We start from the raw sequence: 19,403 nt of genomic DNA, 5'->3' as shown, positions 1-19,403 counted from the left end.
ACCACCAGGCATAGTCCGAATCTGGTCAGATCCCCCCTTTTCGGATGGACGACTGCCTGAAAAAAGACCATCTTTTAATCAAAAGACAGCAGGACGCTGTTCTCTCCGGCCGCGAACAAAACAATTAAAATATTCCCCGCATCAGGATCTATTTATGCACACAGAAATTATTAATATCTGGCCACACGGTGATGCGCCAGGCGCCAGCGATTCGCGCGCACAGCCGCAGATTGTCGACATGGCAAAAGAGTATGAGCCTTACGATCGGGCCGCTACCGGCGTGCGTTGCCCGGAGATGGCGATCTGGCATCCGGTCGAATCAAACGGGATTACCCTGCTGGTCGCACCGGGCGGTGGCTATCAGCGCGTGATGATCGATCGTGAAGGCAGCGCCCTGGCGACATTCTTTACCTCAATGGGTTACACCCTGGCGGTGATGACCTATCGCCTGCCCTATGATGGACATCACGAAGGCCCCGACGCGCCGCTGGCCGATGCTCAGCGCGCGGTACGCGTCCTGCGTGAACGGGCGCAGCGCGGTCTGAATGGTAAATATATCGTCATGATGGGCTTTTCGGCGGGTGGTCACGTGGCTGCCAGTCTGGGTACGCGTTTCGCAGAGAAACTCTATCCGGTGCAGGATGGCGCAGAAAACTTCTCGCCGCGTCCGGATGCGATGGTCCTGGTCTATCCGGTAATCAGCATGCGGGACGGCATCGCCCATGAAGGAGCCAGAACCCGCCTGCTGGGTGCCTGGCCCGATCAGAAAACCATTGACGCTTATTCAATGGAAACCCGGGTTCATCCGCTGGTGCCGCCAACGCTGTTGATCCACGCAGCCGACGATGACGATGTATCAGTGAATCACAGCATGGCGTTTTTTGGCGCGCTGCGTGAGCATAAGGTCCCGGCAGAGGTGCATTTCTATCAGAAAGGCGGGCACGGATTTGGTATCCGCGGCGTGGCAGATTTGCCCCTCGCCAGCTGGCCGATGTTAGTGACCGAGTGGCTCAGGGCAAAAACCTGACTTTATGCGGCTGGCGGAACGTCTTTGACGTTGCTATCCGGCGGACTGGCTTCATTGCTGGTCGCCGGTGCCGCTGGTGGTGCCATCACTTTGTCCCAGTTGTTTTGCAGGCTCTTCACGTTGGTTTCCGCTTCGCCTTCCGGCTGAATCAGTACCATCATCAGTTCCTGCGTCAGCTGCTGACGCAGCTCCTGGTTTAACTGTTCGCGGGTCAGGCCGGCCAGGAAAGTCTGACGCAGCTTCTGATACTGCTCAGGTGCGATATCGACTACGGCGTTCTGCTGGGAGCGCAGGCGCTGGCTCATCAGCACATCCGTATCGGTGCGGGCATAGGTGGTAAACAGCTTGTTCAGCTCCAGCAGCTTCTGCGCCATCAGCGCATCGAACTCTTCCTGCGGCAAGCCTTTGTCACGCACGTTTGCCAGCTCACGCGCCACCAGATTCATATTCTGCGCCAGATTTTCGTTGCGTCCATCCAGGTTGATGGAGCACTGCGCACGCTGATAAAGCACACGGCAATCAAATCCCACCTGTATGCCCTGTGCCTTGCTGTCACTGAGCGCACGCTGGACATGCCAGAACAGCGCTTCACGTGCCAGATCGCCCTGCCAGTAACGCTGCAGATTCTGGGAGTCACGAATCGGTTGCCACGGCGTATCCCACACCAGCGAGAGACGATCCTGCGTCATGTTGCTGCTGACCAGATTTACCGGCTCGTGCGGCAGCGGCGACAGGGTGGGCAGTGGCGCAGGCGTTTCTCGTTTACCGGTTAACGCCGAGAAGGTTTTATTGATCTGCTCAGAGAGGTTGCGGCTGTCAACATTCCCTACCACGTAGAGCGTCATCGCATCCGGGGTGTACCACTGATGATAAAAATCATTGAGCTGGGTTAAATCAACCGGCGCGCGTGGTTGCGCTGCGGGGTCATGCGCCAGCAGCGCGGAGCCTTTCAGGCGGTAGCGCCACCAGACATCCTGGGTATCTTTCGGCCAGGTCGCCACCGGATCCGATGCCGCCAGCGCGGTATTGACCACCTGTTCGGTGATGGCCATATTGCCCGCCGTGGCCGCCAGCCAGTTCAGCGCTTCTTTCAGCAACTCGGGGCGGTTATTCGGCAGGCTCAGATTATATTGGGTGGAATCATAGGAGGTGATCACAGGTGGCAGCGGATGCTGAGGATCCATCGCCTGTTGCCATAGCGCGCGCTGCTGATGGTTATCAAGCGCGGTGTTGTGCACCATCGCCAGACGCGGCAGCAGATGACTGAAGCCGGCCTGTTGCGCACTCTCCACCAGCGAGCCGGTATTCACCACCAGCCGCAGTTCAATACGGTCACTGGGGCGTTGCGGTGTGGCCAGTAACTGCCAGTTAAATCCATTATCCAGCTTGCCTTCCTGCCAGGCCGGATCCGGTTGCAGCGTTTCTGCCTGGAGACCAAAGCTGCTTGCCAGCACTAATCCACCAACCAAAAGCCGAATTCTGGTGCCCTGCATGTGAACCCCTACTCAAATAATTCAAATATCGTTATCACTGGCGCATATTGCCGCTGTTATTAACGAATCGGCTGGCGCCGAATCGCGCTGTTATCCAACAACAAAGTGTTTGACCACAGGAAGCTCAGGATGTCGCGTAACGAAGTGAAAAACGTCAAAAAAAACAAGTGGGGTTTATTATGCAAATGCCCGCTGTCAGGGCAAGCGACAGCGGGCATTTGTGGGGATTTAAGTGAAATTCAATGATTAAATTGAAGATTCAGACGCTTTATTCTCCTTATTCCGGCCTGCCAGCGTGTCGGTCAGCTGTTTATGATCCAGCTGATCGACCCACTTCGCCACCACCACAGTCGCCACACCGTTACCGATCAGGTTGGTCAGCGCACGGGCTTCGGACATAAAGCGGTCGATACCAAGAATCAGCGCCAGACCCGCCACCGGCAGATGTCCCACCGCAGAGAGCGTCGCCGCCAGCACGATAAATCCGCTCCCGGTTACCCCCGCCGCGCCTTTGGAGGAGAGCAGCAGCACCACCAGCAGCGTAATCTGATGGAAAATGTCCATGTGCGCATTGGTCGCCTGAGCGATAAATACTGCCGCCATGGTCAGGTAAATCGAGGTGCCGTCCAGGTTAAAGGAGTAACCGGTGGGGATCACCAGCCCTACTACCGATTTCTTGCAGCCCAGCTTCTCCATCTTATCCAGCATGCGCGGCAGCGCAGACTCGGAAGAGGAAGTGCCCAGCACAATCAGCAGCTCTTCTTTGATATAGGCGATGAACTTAAAGATGCTGAATCCGGCGAACAGGCGTGCAATCAGCCCCAGCACGATCACCACGAACAGAATACAGGTGATGTAGAAGCAGATAATCAGCTGGCCGAGCTGCACCAGTGAGCCCACGCCATACTTGCCGATAGTGAACGCCATCGCGCCAAATGCCCCTATCGGTGCCAGACGCATGATCATGTTGATGATGCCGAAAATCACTTTTGAGAAGCTTTCAATCACGTTGAAAATCAGCGTGCCAGTGTTACCCAGACGATGTAGGGCAAAACCAAACAGAATGGCAAACAGCAGCACCTGCAGAATATTGCCGCTGGCAAAGGCGCCAATCACGCTGTTGGGGATGACATCCAGCAGGAAAGCGACGATGCCCTGCTGTTCTGCCTGCTGCGCGTAAATCGCCACGGCTTTGGCATCCAGCGTGGCAGGATCAACGTTCATCCCGGCACCTGGCTGCACCACGTTCACCACGATCAGGCCGATAATCAGCGCGATGGTGCTGACAATTTCAAAATAGAGCAGTGCAACCGCGCCGGTCCGTCCAACCGCTTTCATGCTTTCCATGCCAGCGATGCCGGTCACCACGGTACAGAAAATTACCGGGGCGATAATCATCTTGATTAACTTAACAAAGCCATCTCCCAGCGGCTTCATCTGGGTCCCTAACTCCGGGTAAAAATGGCCTAACAAAACGCCGATGCCAATCGCCATCAGCACCTGGAAATAAAGGCTTTTAAAAAGTGAGGTTTTCATAAACAGGTGTCCACTAACGCCGTGAGGTGATGTTGTCGGATTCGTTATTGTGACTGGCGGGCAACAGAGGTGGCGCCTGACAGTAACCCGAAAATAACACTCTGTTTACGTGATTAATACAGGGTGACAAAGGCCCAGGAAACCCGGGGATCGTAATTCTGAACTGAAACGCTTCAGCAGGGGGTTTTGTAACTAAAATTCTCGCAAAATCAATGAATCAGGCAATTATTGCGGTAGTGAGGAGTTTTCGATCCATGCCTGATTGAATCGGGTCAGAGGCAGCGCTTCAGCATACAGATAGCCCTGTCCGATAGAGATGCCGCGCGCCAGCAGCCAGTCGCGTTGTTCCGCTGTCTCCACGCCTTCGGCAATCACCTCCAGATGGATAATCTCGGCGATGGCCGCCACGATGCAGACCATGGTGTCGTCATGCGGCAGCGCCGCCACGAAGCTGCGATCCATCTTCAGCTTGTTAACCGGCAACGCTTTCAGCTGATGGAGGTAGTTAAGGTTGGAGTAGCCCATGCCGAAATCGTCCAGAGCCACGGCTACGCCAGTCTGCTGCAACATCCGCAGCATCGATATCGCCTGTTCAGCATCATCAAGCTGAGCCGTCTCTGTCACTTCCAGCACGAAGGTGCCAGGTGCGATGCGGTGGCGCGTCAGCAGGGATTGCAGATGAGAGACCACGCCCGAGTCACGCAGTTGCACAGCGGAAATATTCACACTCAGCGGCAACATAATGCCCTGTCGCTGCCAGCCTGCCAGAATGCGGCACGCCTCTTCAAACACCCAGCGGCCAATCGCGCTAATCACGCCAATCTCTTCGGCACTGGCAATAAACTCTTCGGTCAGACCGTAGCTGCCGTCTGGCTGGCGCATACGCAGCAGCGCTTCCGCGCCGACTAACGTGCCGGTGCGCATATCGACCTGCGGTTGCAGATAGAGGGCGAACTGCTCATTGTGCAACCCCTGCAGAATATCATGCTCCTGGGTCAGACGTTTTTGCGCGCGCTCGGTTAACGCGGCGTCAAAGAACAGGATCTGATTTTTGCCCTGATGACGGGCCGACATCATCGCTGAGGTCGCGCGGCCAAGCAGATCACTGGCGCTCAGCGGCTGATCATCGCGCAGCGCCAGACCAATGCTGACGTTAGGACGCAGCTGCAGCTGATAGAGGTTGACCGGCTGATTAAGGCGAATCATCAGGTTACGGGCCAGACGCAGGGCGCGGAATGGATTGCTGGCGCGCTTCATTAACAGAACAAAGTCGCTGGTCCCGGTCTGCGCCAGCAGAGTATGGTCATCCAGCGTATTACGGATCTTCTCCACCAGCGTCAGCATCAGCGTATCGCGCTGCTCATCGCTTAATACGCCGTTGGCTTCCTGCAGGGTTTCAATGCGGATCACCATCAGCCCCAGCGGCTGTTCCGGGCTGCTCATGAACTGCTCGACCAGCGCCAGAAACAGGGTACGGTTGGGCAGATCGGTCACGGGAAAATGGGTGGTCAGCCGGCTCATCTCATCATGTATCGACTCCAGCACCTGCTGATTGCGGTTGTAGCTGCGGATCAGCATGCCGATTTCATCATCGCGGTGGCTCTGCGGCAGTGACAGCTTATGCGTCAGAATCGACTGCGGCGGCAGCTCCTGCAGCTCCCGCGAGAGATTGCGCAGCGGATGCACCACCAGCCGGTTGATACACCAGCTGATCGCCACTGACAGGATCAGTGCCAGCAGCAGATAGGTGATAATCATTGTCGAGAGCGTGCTGAGAATAAACTGGTAGACGCGCGTCGAGTTAGCCTGCAGCACCAGATAGGCCAGCGGTTTCGGCATCCCGGTATTTTCCACTGAATAGAGCGGCAGGGTAATCTGCACCGGCAGCTCAAACAGTCGCGCCACCAGACGCGGCACCGGTTTCTCCGTTTCGAAGTCGGCATGCAGAGCCTGAAACGCATTCGGCAACACCACATCGGCGCGCGATAAAATACCGGCAGGTTTCAGTGAATGGAGAATACGTTCAGCCTGAGAAATATCGGCGCGCAGTACCGCTTCCGACAGCGGCTGGCGGACGGTGTGTGCGATATTCTCCATCTGCTGGGCATAGTCAATCCTGCGCTGCTGCACAAAATGAAACAGTTGGATGACGATAAAGATGCTGATGGTGATAACCGCAACCAGCGAAACTGTCGCCATCTGCTTTATCGTAAGTGACCGGCTTACGCGCAAAAATATTCTCCTGTCGATGAAAAAAGCCCAGATAGCAGACAGTACAATGCCGGCCAGTATATCCCATAAACTGACTTTTTTACCGTCTGAAAAGTCCGGCTTTTTCCCGGTCGGGATTATTTGAAATCCGCGTAAGGGGTCAGCGGCTGTGGCGGCATATCCAGATCCCCTTCCCAGCCAGCGGCAGAGTAACGCACGTAGATAAGCCCGTGACTTGGGGTATAGTCTTTCGCCTGTTGAATATCGACGCCCACCCCGATAAACCAGTCGGGCGTGATACGACGTTCAACCACGCCCTGCAGCGTATACCCCGTGCCGCTGCCGGTGCTGCTGGCGGAAACGGGATTGCTGGCCAGGGTAAAGCCGGGATTGACCGGATAGCGCTGCTGCGCATCGGTTTTCGAATGTGACCAGGAAACCGAGCCGCCCAGGTCGAACGACCAGTTTTCTGTCCGCTGTCGCCAGGTGACCGGCACGGAAAAGGAGAGATACTGCTGCGGACTGTAGTAGCCGCCCTGCCCGAAGGTGTAATCGCTGAGATCCTTCTGATAGTGCCAGAGCATACTGTTAAGCCCGACGGTGGCCCGGCGATTATCGCTATTAATGAGCTTGTAGTAGTAGCCGGCCATTAAGCGCTCGCGACTATTATCCGCAACGTTTTTACCGGTGATCTGATGCGCGCTGATGTCGCCCCAGACACCGTGTGCGCCGCCCTGATCGTAACTCAGCCCGATGCTGCCACCCGTTGCCACTACGCCGCCCCAGCTTTTTCCACCGTTGGCTGATGGATCGCGCGCGCCCGCGTAGGAAAGCAGCGAACTGGCGATCGGCCGTCGCGAGGCGGTCAGCGTCACGCCAAGATCCCTGACGTCAGTTTTCCAGCTCAGTCCGCCGGTCCAGTTGGTCACCTCAAAGCCCAGCGGCGTGGTACCCAGATCCGCTGACCAGCGGTCATTATGCCAGCCGACGCCCAGCGCAGTGCCCTCGGCGCGCTGACTGGCATCGCGGCTGCATCCGCCGGAACTGGCGTCGTCGCAGCTACCAAACTGCTCGTCGAAGCTGCCGTTGCGGGTGGTAAAACTTCCTGCCGAGACGTCCACCTGGTCGAGACGGAAAAAGCCGCGTCCGTCGGCAAACGGACTTTCCGCCTGCAGCATGGTGGTATGGGCAGTAAAGTCGGAGACCCCAGCCGTACCCTTATTGCGCGAATAGTCCTGCTGCACCGTCAGCGTGGTCTCACGCTGACGATAGAGATCTGCGGTGTCGCTGCGAATACTGCGCTTCAACCAGTCATCCTGTTCCTGAGAGCGTGTCGCGCGGCTGATACTTTCGCCGCTGCCGATACCGATGGCCGTCATCGCCTGACGATAATCCGCCAGCGCGATCTCTGGCTGCTGCTGCGCGCGCTCCAGCCGTGCCGCATCACGAAACACCAGTGCCTTATCCTGTGATGGCGGCAGTGACGCAGCGCGCTGCTTCAGGCTGGCAAAGCGCACGGCAGCCTGCGTGGTTTCGCCCACCGCCTGCCATGCCAGCGCGGCGCGGCGATCGGCATTAAGAGTGTTGGGCTGGGCTGGCTGCTGCTCAAGTGCCTGTCGTGCTTCGCTGTTGCGCTGGAGCGCGACCAGCGCTTCGATTCGTCCCAGCGCCGCATCGCCGCTATCCGGCTCGCGCGATAGCACCTGCTGATAGGTCTCCAGTGCCTGCTGCGCGTCCCCGCGAGCCAGCGCCCAGTCGGCCAGCGTCAGGTCGCGTTGGCTGGAAACCGGCTGCTGGTAAAGCAGCGTCACCGCTGCCCGCTCCTGCCCTGCCGCACGAAGCGCTTCGGCGCTGGCAAAAATTTTATCCTGCCCGAGCCGGTCAGCCAGCTCATGCATATTGCTGTTCCACTGCGTTTCAGGCAGGCGATGCAGCGTTGCCAGTGCGGCGTCATCATTATCCCGGCTGGAAAGGTAGAGCGCGGCGGCGTAGAGCGCGGTCGCATCGCCGGGATGCTGCTGTTGCAGCGTCGCGATCTGCGCATCCGCCTGTTGGATGGCCCCACCGTCGCGTAGCGCGCTCGCCAGCCGATAACTGAGCCAGACGTCATCCGGCTGCAGCGCCAGCGCCGCCCGATACTTCTCTGCCGCCTGCGGCCATTTATTCTGCCGGGCGAGCGCATCGGCCTCGGCGCGCAGGCTGTCACTGCGCAGCGCGCGCAACGTTCCCGCCATCTCGCGCTGCTGCCCGGCGGGTAGCGTACTGATAAACTGCATGACGCGGGCAGGCGACTCGGCCTGATAAAGCCCGGCCAGGCGACGCACGGTGGTCGTGTTGGTCGCGTCCAGCCTTAGCGCATGCTGCCAGAACAGTTCGGCACCTGCCGCATCTTTACGCGCCATCGCCACATCGCCCAGGCCAATCAGGGCATAGCTGTCGGTGCTATCAATTTTCTGTGCGGCGCGATAAGCGCGTTCGGCCCCCTCAACGTCATGCTGCGCCAGCGCCTTGTCGCCCTGTTCGACCGCCAGCCAGTAACGGTTAGTCTGCAGCAGTGACTGCCATTTGCCGATCAGCGTGCTCTGCTTGCCCGCCTCAACGGCGCGTTCCAGCCAGAGCACCGCCACATCACGATGGCCGGCGCGTGCCTGAGTCTGCCCCATTGCACCCATCAATTCGGCGTCGTTGGGGTTATCCTTCAGTGCCCGGCTAAGCGCTGCCATCGCATTATTCACATCGCCCGCCTCGACCAGCGCCAGGCCACGCATCCGCTCGCGATAGGCGGGATCGGCGAGCTGCGCCTGCTGCTTCGCCAGCACATCCGCGCCCTGCTGGTGTGCGTCGCCGTCGGTAAAAACAGCCAGGTAGGCGTTTAACTGCGCCACGCTGCTGTCACTGACCGGCTGATCGTTGATCTGCTGCAGCCAGAGATCGGCGGCGGCGGCGCGTCCGCCGTTGCTGTTTGCCAGCTTTTTCAACTGCGCTATCGCCTGCTCCGGCTGCTGTTGATCAAATGCCATGCGTGCAATTTGCAACTCAACCCCGATATTGCCCGGGTAGCGCTGCTCCAGCGCCTGCAGCTGCTGGTAAGCGACGCTCTCCTGACCGGGAATGCGTGCCAGCAGCCGCCAGTATTCCAGCGCCGTGTTCGCATCCGGAAAAACCCCTCCGAACAACGCGTCGTAAGCACTTTTCGCCTCCGCCAGGCGCCCCGAGGTGGCGAGCAGGCGCGCCTGCTGCAGCTGCTGCCGCCCATCCGACGACATCAGCGTCAGGCCGACGGCGGATTCACGCGTCGCGGCGGAGTCGGGCGCAACCTTTTTCAGCTGCTCCAGCAGCATCTGCGCTTTAGGGATATCGCCCTGACGCAGCGCCAGCCGCAGGCGAGCCGCCAGCACCTGCGGATTATCGGGATCGATCTTCTCAAGCCGGTAGAGCGATTGCTGCACCAGATCATATTTGTTGGTCGACTCGCCGGTGCGTACCTGTGACAGCAACCATTCGACCGGCGACACCTCCGATCCGTCGACCGGTGCAGCCAGCCCCGGCAGCGCACTCAGTGCGCCGAGCAGCATGCCTGCCCGCAGCACCTGTGCGTTATTCATCTTCATCCAGTAAACGACGACGGGTAATAATTCGCATCAGACGCCAGGTCATCAGCGCAAACAGCACCACTACAAAGAGTGCGCAGAGTGCCAGCCAGAAGGGATGGACGGAGAGTAGCGACCAGAGACGCTCCCACCACGGCAGATGACCAACGTAGTAGCTCTCTCCCACGCGCAGACTGTTAACCCCTGACTCGCGGATCACCACGGTGGAGCCAGACATCGTGCCACGCTTGCCGCTGTCACCCATCGCCTCGTTGAGCAACTGCCAGCTACGCGGCGTGCCATCGGCGAGCAACGCGACAACGCTGCGCTGATCGTAAAAAGGTGACTGGAAGCCAATCACCGTTGCCAGCGGGCCGCGGGAGCTGATAGTCGTCGTGCTTTCTGCCGCCTGCTCGCGCTGACTTTGCGGGTTCACTTCCGGAGTGATTTGTCGCACAGGCTCTTTCAGCCAGCTGGCGGTGGCGTCGACCAGCGCCGGGATCCGCTGGTCATCCTGAAGATCTTTGGGGATGACGCCGATCATCAGCAGATCCACATCCTGCTTCTTCGCCGTGGCCCAGTCATCGGTCAACTGAACGCGCAGCGCCGGATAGCCGGTTTGCGCACCCATATTGCCCAACGTATTCAGCAGCGTGCTGACCTGCTCTGCATCGGGTTTTGGCGGCATCAGTACCAGGGTTTGCGCCAGATCGGCGTAGCGGCTGAACGGAAAGCCCGCATTCGCCCAGGCGCGCAACGACGGCATTTCGATGTAGTGGCGATAGCCGGAAAAATCGATGCTGGAATTGTCGTCCACCACCACATGATGCGTTATCGGCGTTGCGGTTTCACAGCGTCCATCCGCGTTGCCGCTGATGGTGATGTTGGCGTAATCAAAATCGAAGCGCAGCTGATTCACCACTCCGAGGCGCAGCGCCGGAATCAGCAGCTCATGGCTCTTGTCCAGCATTCCCTGAATCAGTGGAATATGCAGCAGCTGCTGACCCGTCGTATTTTTCGGCGGCAGCGGATAATCCTGAATGAACTGATTATTCAGGTTGACCGCCAGCCGTGAGCCATCCGGCTGGAAAGGCGCGGTATAGCGATAGCTCAGATCCATATCGATACCGCGCGCGCGAACCAGGAAGAGATCGGGCGGCAGATTGAGGGTCAGGCTGACGGGATTAGGCTGCACCCCATCAGACTGCAACTGATTCTCATATTGCGTCAGTTCGGCGAAAGTGGTGCGGCGATCGGTCCGCACCCAGTTAGGGGCGTCATAAGCCTGGCGCGGGGAGAACAGCTTCACGCTGTCGATGGTAGAGGTATCGCCGCGCAGCAGCAGCTCACCCTGGGCGATACCCTGAACCGCTGTCAGCAGGTCCTCATCGTTGCGTCCCAGAATCAGCAGCATTTTTTCATACGGATTATCGGGCTGGCTGACAATCTCTACTGTGGGTTTTGTCACCGGCGGCAGATCTTTCAGGAAGTCCGGGCGCGCATCGTTGGTGGCAAACACCACCGCATGCTGCTGTTGCGGCAGCTGGTTATACAGCACCGGGAAACGCTGCCCGCGCCAGCCCGTTTTGCTGCCAAACCAGGAAGCAAGAATGGCGGCAGCCCGCTGCTGCGTGACATCCGGCTGGGCGCTGAACACCATCGGCAGAGTCAGCGGTCGCGTATCCCGCGAATCAAAAAAGGGTTCCGGGAAGTGGGAGAGGTCATTTTTCAGCGGCAGTTTTTGCAGCGTCAGATCGATGCCGCTCTGTTTGCCGATATCCAGCCAGATTGCGCTATTGGCAGGATTTTCACAGACGTTGGCGTAGTGGCCCACCAGCTCGAAACGCACGCGGTTAAAGTCGGCGATATAACGCGGATCGATCGACAGCTGCGTCTGGATCTCTTTACCCAGCTGTTCCGGCGTCAGGGTAATCAGACCGACCAGCTCATCATTGAGATAAACCTTCAACTGCGACAGCGTCGGCAGCAGTGCGGGCGAAGGCCGAAAGCTGAGGTTCAGCAACGCGCGCGTCACCACCTCATCGCTGCGCACACCGAACTCAATCTGTCCGGTAGTGCGGGTGCCACGCAGCGTCATGCTGCCAGGCGGCGGTGCCAGCTGGGCAAAGCTCAGCTGGCTGTTCCGCAGCGGTGCGCCGTTATCCTGCGGTAAAGATTGCACAGGCGTTACACCATTGATGTTTGCGGGCGCGTCCTCCTGCGCGGCGGCACAGCTTAACGTTGCACTGCCCAGCAGCAGAGCGGCAAACCACCTGTTTACTCTCGGTATCGTCATATCATCAACTCAATGCGTTTTTTGAAGCTGGCACACGTCCGATGCCTTGCGGCAACAGCGAAGCCAGCCAGCTCACCCCAACGGTAAGCAGGTTAAACAGCCGACGTAACTGCGGCGGGCCATATTCCGCCAGGCGCAGGTAACCTTTGAAACCGAGGATCATGATATCGGCGAGGCTCTGGACCGGTTTATCTTCCGGAAAACCGTCCTGCCACAGCGCCCAGGTATCGGCGCGGGCGAAGGTACACTGGATAAATTCAATATGCTGCTGAGTGGTCAGTTGATGGAGACGCACGCCAGCCCGGTGGCCAAAGACACGCTGCACCTGGCACGGGAAGCTGAACTCCTGCTGACCACGACGCAGCAGCAGCCACACTTTTTCATTCTCCCGCAGCGCATCCGGCTCGCGCATCTCCAGCCCGACGCCGCCGTCAGAGTAGTCACGCAGCGTACAGGGCAGCATATGACCATCTTCGCGTGCAATGGCGGCCGGCATGGCGATCTCCACCCGGTGCGCCTCACGGATCTGCCGTGCTTCAACCGAAACCGCTACCGCACCGCCAAGAATAATCATGTTATAGAGCACCCAAATCAGGCTCACCCATACCGTCAGTACCTCATTGGCCGGACCGTGCTGCATGCGCCAGAACGCCATCAAAACCCCTGCGAGGTTGAGCAGCACCAGCAGCATATAGGGCTTGGTTATCACCCAGTCCAGATGCTCCTCCTCTACCAGCCCGCCTTTTGCGGTGACGTTAAACTTCCCTTTATGAGGATTGAACAGCGCCACGGTGGTAGGCCGGGCGATATACCAGGCCAGCACCGTCTCGTAGACCTCGCTCCAGAAAGAGTGTCGCCAGCGTCCCTGAATACGCGAGTTGGTGAGGCTGGTATGCAGCATATGGGGCAAAACATAAATGGCGATCGCCAGCGCAGGTGCGTAGATGATGTAGGCATGACAGAGCAGAAACGCCAGCGGCGCCAGCAGGAAGACCAGCCGCGGAATGCCAGAGAGAAAGTGCAGCATGGCGTTGGCATAACAGAGCCGCTGTACCCACTTCAGCCCCTTACCAAATAGCGGGTTATCAAGGCGGAAGATCTGCACCATACCGCGTGCCCAGCGGATGCGCTGTCCGATATGCGCTGACAGACTTTCGGTCGCCAGTCCGGCCGCCTGAGGAATGCGGATGTAGGCCGAAGTGTAGCCGCGCCGGTGCAGCCGCAGCGAGGTATGGGCATCTTCAGTAACGGTTTCCACCGCAATACCGCCAATTTCATCCAGTGCGCTGCGGCGCAGCACGGCGCAGGAGCCGCAGAAAAAGGTGGCATCCCAGGTATCATTACCGTCCTGCACCAGCCCATAAAAGAGCGAACCCTCATTGGGCGTACGACGAAACCGCCCGAGATTGCGCTCAAACGGATCAGGCGAGAAGAAGTGATGTGGCGTCTGCATCATCGCCAGCCGGGGATCTTTAATAAACCAGCCCATGGTCATCTGCAAAAAGGCGCGCGTCGGCACATGGTCACAGTCGAAAATCACCACAAATTCGCTGCGGCAGTACTTTTTCAGCGCGTGATTGATGTTGCCGGCCTTGGCGTGCTCATGGGTGGGACGGACGACATAGTTGATACCCACGCTGGCGGCAAAGTCGCGGAATTCCGGCCGGTCGCCGTCGTCGAGCAGATAGATATTCAGGCGGTCTTTCGGCCAGTCGATGCCCATGGCAGCGTAGATGGTGGGTCTGACCACGCTGAGCGGTTCGTTGTAGGTTGGCACCAGCAGATCGATGCCTGGCCACTGATCCCGATCGACAGGCATCGATACTGGCTGACGATTAAGCGGCCAGAGCGTCTGAAAATAGCCCAGCACCAGCACCACCCAGGCGTAGGTCTCTGCCGCAATAAGCAGCAGACCAAACACCAGACTCAGCGGATCGTCCCAGTTCAGCGTCGAGGTATAGCGCCACCAGAGGTAGCGGCACGATACGGTCAGCGACAGCACAATCAGCATCATGGTCGGGAAACGCCCCGGGATGCGTCGTACCAGCATCGCCAGACTCCAGAGCAGTACCACAAAGATAAACTGCGTCATCAGGCCAAACGGCTGGCTGATACAGAGCAGCGCCAGCAACGTGGCAAACAGGGCAGTGACGGCGAAGAGGCTGCGTCGCACCAGCGGCGACAGCCGCTTCAGCCAGTGTTCGATGCGCACATCGATTCCCTGGGTCTGTGAGTGGGCAACGGCCTTGTCCAGCCAGCGGTAGCCATGGTGGCGCCAGCCAGACAGCGCACCGAGGCCACGGAAACAGCCACGAGCGCGATCGCTCTGCGGCAGGATCACCAAAAGCCACAGCGTCTGGATCAGATAACGCAGGATATCCAGCGGTCGCGGCCGCTCCGGCGAAATGTGCGGATAGAGCCGGCGGCGCTGCTGAATAATCCGCTGCCAGCCTGGTGTTTCGAAGCGAAGCAGCATCAGGCCCAGCACCGACCAGAACAGATGGAGCGCACTGGCGAAGCGGGACGCGCCATTGCCTCGCGCGGTGGTATAGCCCCTGTGCAGCGATTGCCAGGCGGGCGCTGTTAACAGCCAGCACAACGGATTCAAGAGCTCACTCCATTCAGATTGAGCAGCAGCCAGCTTGCCAGCGTGATGATCTCTTCACTGACCAACGCATTTGGCCGGTATTCACCGACCGGCTGCTTCATCATCAGCGCTTCTGCCAGCGCCTCATCCCGGTGGATCAGCAGCGGTATCAGCGGATTCAGCGAGGCCATCCAGAGCTGATGCAGATCCTGCTGCAGACGACTGTTGGCATTAAACTGATTGATAATAAAACGAGTGCGCGCCGGAAACTGGCGCTGGCTAAGCCGTAAATGGCAATTCGCGTCTGGCTGAGTGACGCACAACAGGCTGTCCAGCGACGGATAGAGCGTTTCATGCCAGGGCAGGGTATCGGCAGGCAGATCGAAAATAATCCACTGATAGCGCGCCCGCAGGTCCGGTAATGCCTGGAGCAGCGGCGCGGCGATCGCCTCATTCTGTCTGGCAATAGTCAAAGCATGCTGATGGGAAAGCACCCCGTGAGGCAGCAAATCAGGACCATCGGGATAGCGAAACCCGCTGTGCTGCCAGTCACCGCCCTCGCACAGGGCTTTCATCCAGCCATTATCCTGCTGAGCGGGCAGATTAAAATGCACGCCGAGCTGGCTGACCGGGGAGCCATCGATCAACAATACTCGTTCGCCGAGTGCCGCCAGCGCCCAGCCTAATCCGGCACAAAGAGAAGTCGTGCCGACGCCGCCCCGTACGCCCTGAAGCGCGATCTGTGGCATCAGCGATCGGTCTCAGACTGGCTGGCAAGGGTTTCCGCTAATAGCGGCCAGCGCGACACGATCGCTTTCAGGCGCTCTTCACGCGCAATGTCGACATAGCGGAAAGAGTGCAAAGAAAACGCATCGCGCAACGCGCTAATATCATCCTGACGATCGCCATCAGCGGCAACAGGGTTATAGAGATTGTGGTTTTTCATTACTGTTCGCCAAAAATAAAACAACGTCACACTCAGGATGACCGACTGCGCGTACGCGTAAAGGAAAGTTGAAAAATATTTCCAGAAACGCGGCAATTGCAGAACAATGTGAGCCGGCCTGTGATTAGCAATGTTTAAATTTCTCAGGTTACATCCCGGCCTGTCTATAATAAGCTAGCCTGGACTGGAAAAATAACGAATTCAATATGAAAAATTCTTTTTCGCTGGGGCTGTTGCATGTTCAGCCTGAATTAACGGCATTGCAAACGCCCGGCTGTTATTGGGTGACCTGTGCGCGGCAGGATGACGCCCGCACTTTTATTCGACAGGTAATTTCACATCAGCAGGCCGTAACGCTGATCAGCGCTGACCAGCCGCCGCGTGATTTGCTGACGCCCGACCCACCTGGCGGACCCGATCGTATTCCGCTGTTTTCTCTTTCCAAAAGCAAAGGCAGTTTGTTGCAGCTGGAAAGTGATTTTCTGCGCACGCTCGGCAGTAAAAATGGGTTAGTGATATTTAATAGCAACGCAGCGCAATGGGATAAGCTTGATGACGCAGAATTATCCCGCTGGATAAAGGGCATGCGTCAGACGCTGCATAAAAGAAAGCTCACCCTTTTAATCGTGACCTCCGGCACCACAATAATAAATCTGAGTAATCATCTTCAGCGTTATTTTCGTCAGCTGGATGGCGTTGCGCATTTGAGCTTTCAGCAGGATAGCTGGCAGTATCGAATTAACTGGTGGTATGCCGCGGAACGTCTGCTTGCCGATCGGGCAATACGTCTGGGCTGTGAAAATGAGCGATTTTTTACCTTAAATGAAAAGCAGGAACCGCTAAGCCTCAACGACGAGCAGCATTATCTTGCGGACAACATCGTGCTCGAGGGCGCGCCGCCGCTTTCACGCCAGTGGCAACTGTTCGAGGATAATGAGCAGGTCTGGTTGCGGGCGCAGCAGGCCAATGCCGCAACGGTGATTTTCAGCCTGACCCGCAGCGAATATATCAACGAACTGGCGAAGATGGTGCACAGCCTGCGTCGTACACGCGGCAACGGCCTGAAAATTGTGGTGCGCGAGATGGGTGCAAGCCTGCGTTATAGCGACGAACGTCTGCTGCTGGCCTGCGGTGTAAACGCCATCGTCCCGACCAACGCCACAATGTCGCGCTTTCTGACCACGCTGGAGGGCCTTCAGGGACAGGTGTTTAACCGTCGCGTTCCAGCCAGTCTTGAGGCGTTAACCGCTTCGTTGCAGCCTCTGCATGAGAAAGGCTACCTGCGTCTCGATGCCTTCTGTCAGTCAGTCGGCCAGTTGATCAGCAATACCCTGCTGCCGGAAAATGATAAGGGCCTGCTGGTCGCGTTGCGGCCGGTGCCACAGCTTAAGCCTCAGCAAATCCTGACGCTCTGTAAACCGCGCCGCTTTGGCGACCTGGTCACGGTACTGGAAGATCGTGTCATCCTTTTCCTCTCTTCCTGCCGCTATAACGACCTTGATAAGGCATTGAAATATATCTTTTCTCTGCCTCACGACGAGCTGTTTGCTAACCGGATGGTCTGGTTTGAGGATAATCGGATCCTTGCGGAAGTCAGCAATATTAAGAAACTGACGCCGATGGCAATTCAGGATCTGGCACCGGTATCAGAGACGGCCCGCGCCGCCGTTGAGAGCCGGCCTGAAACACATGAACGCGCTGCACCGCAGCCCATCACTTTACTGCCGGAGAACAAAGCCTGATGAATCTGATGGACTGGGTACAAATTGCGCTACTTATTCTGGTTATCCTGCTGTTTTTAAAGCCGTTATATCAAAAATGGCTACCCCGTCGCTGGAACGGCATCATGAATCGTCTGTTGCCAGCGCGCGCGCTTAAATCGGAAGGTCACTGGCAGCGTCAATCCTCTGAAACGGATAGAAAAAATTAATGAATACTGATCAACCCGCGGCGGCCTCCTCTTCCCGCTTCTGGTCCTCCTGGCGCGGACTGGGCGGCTGGAATTTCTACTTTTTACTGAAGTTCGGCCTGCTGTGGTATGGCTATCTCAATTTTCACGCCCTGAGCAATCTGGTGTTTCTCGCCTGGCTGCTTTTTCCGTTACCCTCGGCGCGCCTGCATCGCATCCGCCAGTTGATCTCGATTCCGGTTGGCATCGCGCTGTTCTGGCACGACACCTGGCTGCCAGGACTCAGCAGCATACTCAGCCAGGGCGATCAGCTGGCGGGCTTCTCTGCGGCCTATCTGCTCGACCTGGCCGATCGCTTTATTAACTGGCAAATGGTGGGAGCCGCCTTTGTGCTGCTGGTTCTCTATCTGTTTGTTTCACAATGGGTTCGCATCACGGTGCTGGTTTCCCTGATGCTGATCTGGCTTAACGTGCTGACGATTGCTGGCCCGGCGATGTCGCTGCTGCCGACCCGGACGGCTACGCCACAGGTCGTATTGAATCAGACACCCAGCGGCGGCCAGCCAGCCGCCACGCCGGATGGACTGGAGCAGTCTGCGCCGCCGACCAGCGCGAATCTCACCGCCTGGCTGAACCGCTTTCATGAAAGTGAACGCCAGCGCGTGACGCATTTTCCCGACAATCTGCCTGCCGATTCGCAGCCTTTCGACATCCTGGTGATCAATATCTGTTCGCTCGCCTGGTCTGATATGGATGCTTCTCAGCTGCGTAACCATCCGCTGTGGCAGCATTTCGACATCATGCTGAGCAATTACAACGCCGCAACCAGCTACAGCGGACCGGCGGGTATCCGACTGCTGCGTGCCAGTTGTGGCCAGACCTCGCATAGCGATCTCTATAAACCTGCCGATCCGCGTTGCTATCTGTTCGACAATCTGGCGAAGCTGGGCTTTAAAGAGCAGTTGATGATGGATCACACTGGGGTATTCGGTAACTACCTGAAGGAGGTGCGTGAGGGCGGCGATATTCAGGCACCGCTGATGTCACAGGCGGGTATCGCACCAGAACTGACATCATTCGACGGCTCGCCGGTATTCAATGATGCGCAACTGATGCAGCGCTGGCTGGACGACCGCAGCAAAAGCAGCGATGCACGCAGCGCCACCTTCTACAATCTGATCCCGCTGCACGACGGCACCCGTGAACTCGGCAGCACCAAAACGGCACCGTGGAAACCGCGCGCGCAACTACTATTCGATCAGCTTGATGCCTTTATGACGCAGCTGGAGAAGTCGGGCCGCCGCGTCATGGTACTGGTAGTGCCCGAGCACGGTGCCGCGCTGCAGGGAGACAAAATGCAGATGTCCGGCTTGCGCGATATTCCCAGCCCGGATATTACTCACGTACCGGTAGGCATTAAGTTCGTCGGAATGAAGGCGCCGCATCAGGCTCAGCCATTGAACATTGATGCGCCGACCAGCCTGCTGGCCTTGTCAGAGATTGTGTCGCGCGTCGTAGATGGGCAGGTATTTAATGCCCCGAATGTGAATATGTCGGTGCTGACTGACAAGCTGCCACAGACGCCGGTGGTGTCGGAAAATGACGGTGCAGTGGTGATGATGTATCAGGGCAAACCCTGGATCAGGCTGAACGGCGGCGACTGGGTCGCCTATCCGCAGTAACGCGTAACCGCCGGGTTGCAGAGCCGTGACCCGGCAGTTAAAGGCGGGTCAGGCGCGGCGCCTGCTCCCTGTTGAGCGCGTGGCTGTCGATGGCAGAATAGCGGCCAGTGCCGCCATTCTGCCAGT

The 19,403-nt window shown here is 57.9% G+C and carries 12 protein-coding genes; 4 read left to right on the top strand and 8 right to left on the bottom strand.

The window, feature by feature from the left end:
* Positions 1 to 154: 154 nt before the first annotated feature.
* The gene (locus tag HFD87_RS17440; protein WP_010671660.1) at positions 155 to 1,027 is read left to right on the top strand and encodes an alpha/beta hydrolase; all 873 of its coding nucleotides are present in this window, start codon (positions 155 to 157) and stop codon (positions 1,025 to 1,027) included.
* Positions 1,028 to 1,029: 2 nt separating this feature from the next.
* Here the strand turns inward: HFD87_RS17440 and HFD87_RS17435 are convergent, their stop codons facing one another.
* From HFD87_RS17435 to bcsR, 8 genes are all read right to left on the bottom strand, one after another.
* Positions 1,030 to 2,520, bottom strand: a complete 1,491-nt coding sequence (locus tag HFD87_RS17435) for a pitrilysin family protein (RefSeq protein ID WP_010257399.1) — start codon at positions 2,518 to 2,520, stop codon at positions 1,030 to 1,032.
* Positions 2,521 to 2,766: 246 nt separating this feature from the next.
* Positions 2,767 to 4,056 carry a dicarboxylate/amino acid:cation symporter gene (locus HFD87_RS17430; protein WP_010257403.1) on the bottom strand — a complete coding sequence of 430 codons (1,290 nt, stop codon included), beginning with the start codon at positions 4,054 to 4,056 and terminating at the stop codon, positions 2,767 to 2,769.
* Positions 4,057 to 4,281: 225 nt separating this feature from the next.
* Positions 4,282 to 6,288, bottom strand: a complete 2,007-nt coding sequence (gene hmsP, locus HFD87_RS17425) for a biofilm formation regulator HmsP (RefSeq protein WP_074399317.1) — start codon at positions 6,286 to 6,288, stop codon at positions 4,282 to 4,284.
* Between the two features lie 116 nt (positions 6,289 to 6,404).
* Positions 6,405 to 9,872, bottom strand: a complete 3,468-nt coding sequence (bcsC, locus tag HFD87_RS17420) for a cellulose synthase complex outer membrane protein BcsC (protein WP_167423725.1) — start codon at positions 9,870 to 9,872, stop codon at positions 6,405 to 6,407.
* The gene (gene bcsB / locus HFD87_RS17415) at positions 9,865 to 12,153 is read right to left on the bottom strand and encodes a cellulose biosynthesis cyclic di-GMP-binding regulatory protein BcsB (RefSeq protein ID WP_167423724.1); all 2,289 of its coding nucleotides are present in this window, start codon (positions 12,151 to 12,153) and stop codon (positions 9,865 to 9,867) included. Before bcsB ends, bcsC begins: the two co-directional genes overlap by 8 nt.
* Positions 12,154 to 12,157: 4 nt before the next feature.
* Positions 12,158 to 14,761: a UDP-forming cellulose synthase catalytic subunit gene (gene bcsA / locus HFD87_RS17410; RefSeq protein ID WP_167423723.1), complete on the bottom strand. Its 2,604-nt coding sequence runs from the start codon at positions 14,759 to 14,761 to the stop codon at positions 12,158 to 12,160.
* Positions 14,758 to 15,489 carry a cellulose biosynthesis protein BcsQ gene (bcsQ, locus tag HFD87_RS17405; protein ID WP_167423722.1) on the bottom strand — a complete coding sequence of 244 codons (732 nt, stop codon included), beginning with the start codon at positions 15,487 to 15,489 and terminating at the stop codon, positions 14,758 to 14,760. Before bcsQ ends, bcsA begins: the two co-directional genes overlap by 4 nt.
* Positions 15,489 to 15,686 carry a cellulose biosynthesis protein BcsR gene (bcsR, locus tag HFD87_RS17400; protein ID WP_010257416.1) on the bottom strand — a complete coding sequence of 66 codons (198 nt, stop codon included), beginning with the start codon at positions 15,684 to 15,686 and terminating at the stop codon, positions 15,489 to 15,491. Before bcsR ends, bcsQ begins: the two co-directional genes overlap by 1 nt.
* 206 nt (positions 15,687 to 15,892) lie before the next feature.
* Here bcsR and bcsE point away from each other — a divergent pair, with 206 nt between their 5' ends.
* The 3 genes from bcsE to bcsG are packed head-to-tail and all read left to right on the top strand — an operon-like array spanning position 15,893 to position 19,277.
* Positions 15,893 to 17,428 carry a cellulose biosynthesis protein BcsE gene (gene bcsE / locus HFD87_RS17395; protein WP_167423721.1) on the top strand — a complete coding sequence of 512 codons (1,536 nt, stop codon included), beginning with the start codon at positions 15,893 to 15,895 and terminating at the stop codon, positions 17,426 to 17,428.
* Positions 17,428 to 17,616 carry a cellulose biosynthesis protein BcsF gene (gene bcsF, locus HFD87_RS17390; RefSeq protein WP_010257418.1) on the top strand — a complete coding sequence of 63 codons (189 nt, stop codon included), beginning with the start codon at positions 17,428 to 17,430 and terminating at the stop codon, positions 17,614 to 17,616. The genes bcsE and bcsF overlap by 1 nt, the downstream gene beginning before the upstream one ends.
* Positions 17,616 to 19,277, top strand: a complete 1,662-nt coding sequence (bcsG, locus tag HFD87_RS17385) for a cellulose biosynthesis protein BcsG (protein WP_050680407.1) — start codon at positions 17,616 to 17,618, stop codon at positions 19,275 to 19,277. The genes bcsF and bcsG overlap by 1 nt, the downstream gene beginning before the upstream one ends.
* Positions 19,278 to 19,403: the final 126 nt, after the last annotated feature.

Origin of the sequence: Pantoea sp. EKM21T (assembly GCF_011800405.1) — a bacterium.
GTDB classification, from domain to species: Bacteria; Pseudomonadota; Gammaproteobacteria; order Enterobacterales; family Enterobacteriaceae; genus Pantoea; species Pantoea agglomerans.
The sequence above is the reverse complement of the archived record's forward strand: the minus strand, read 5'-3'. Positions and strand labels throughout refer to the sequence as shown.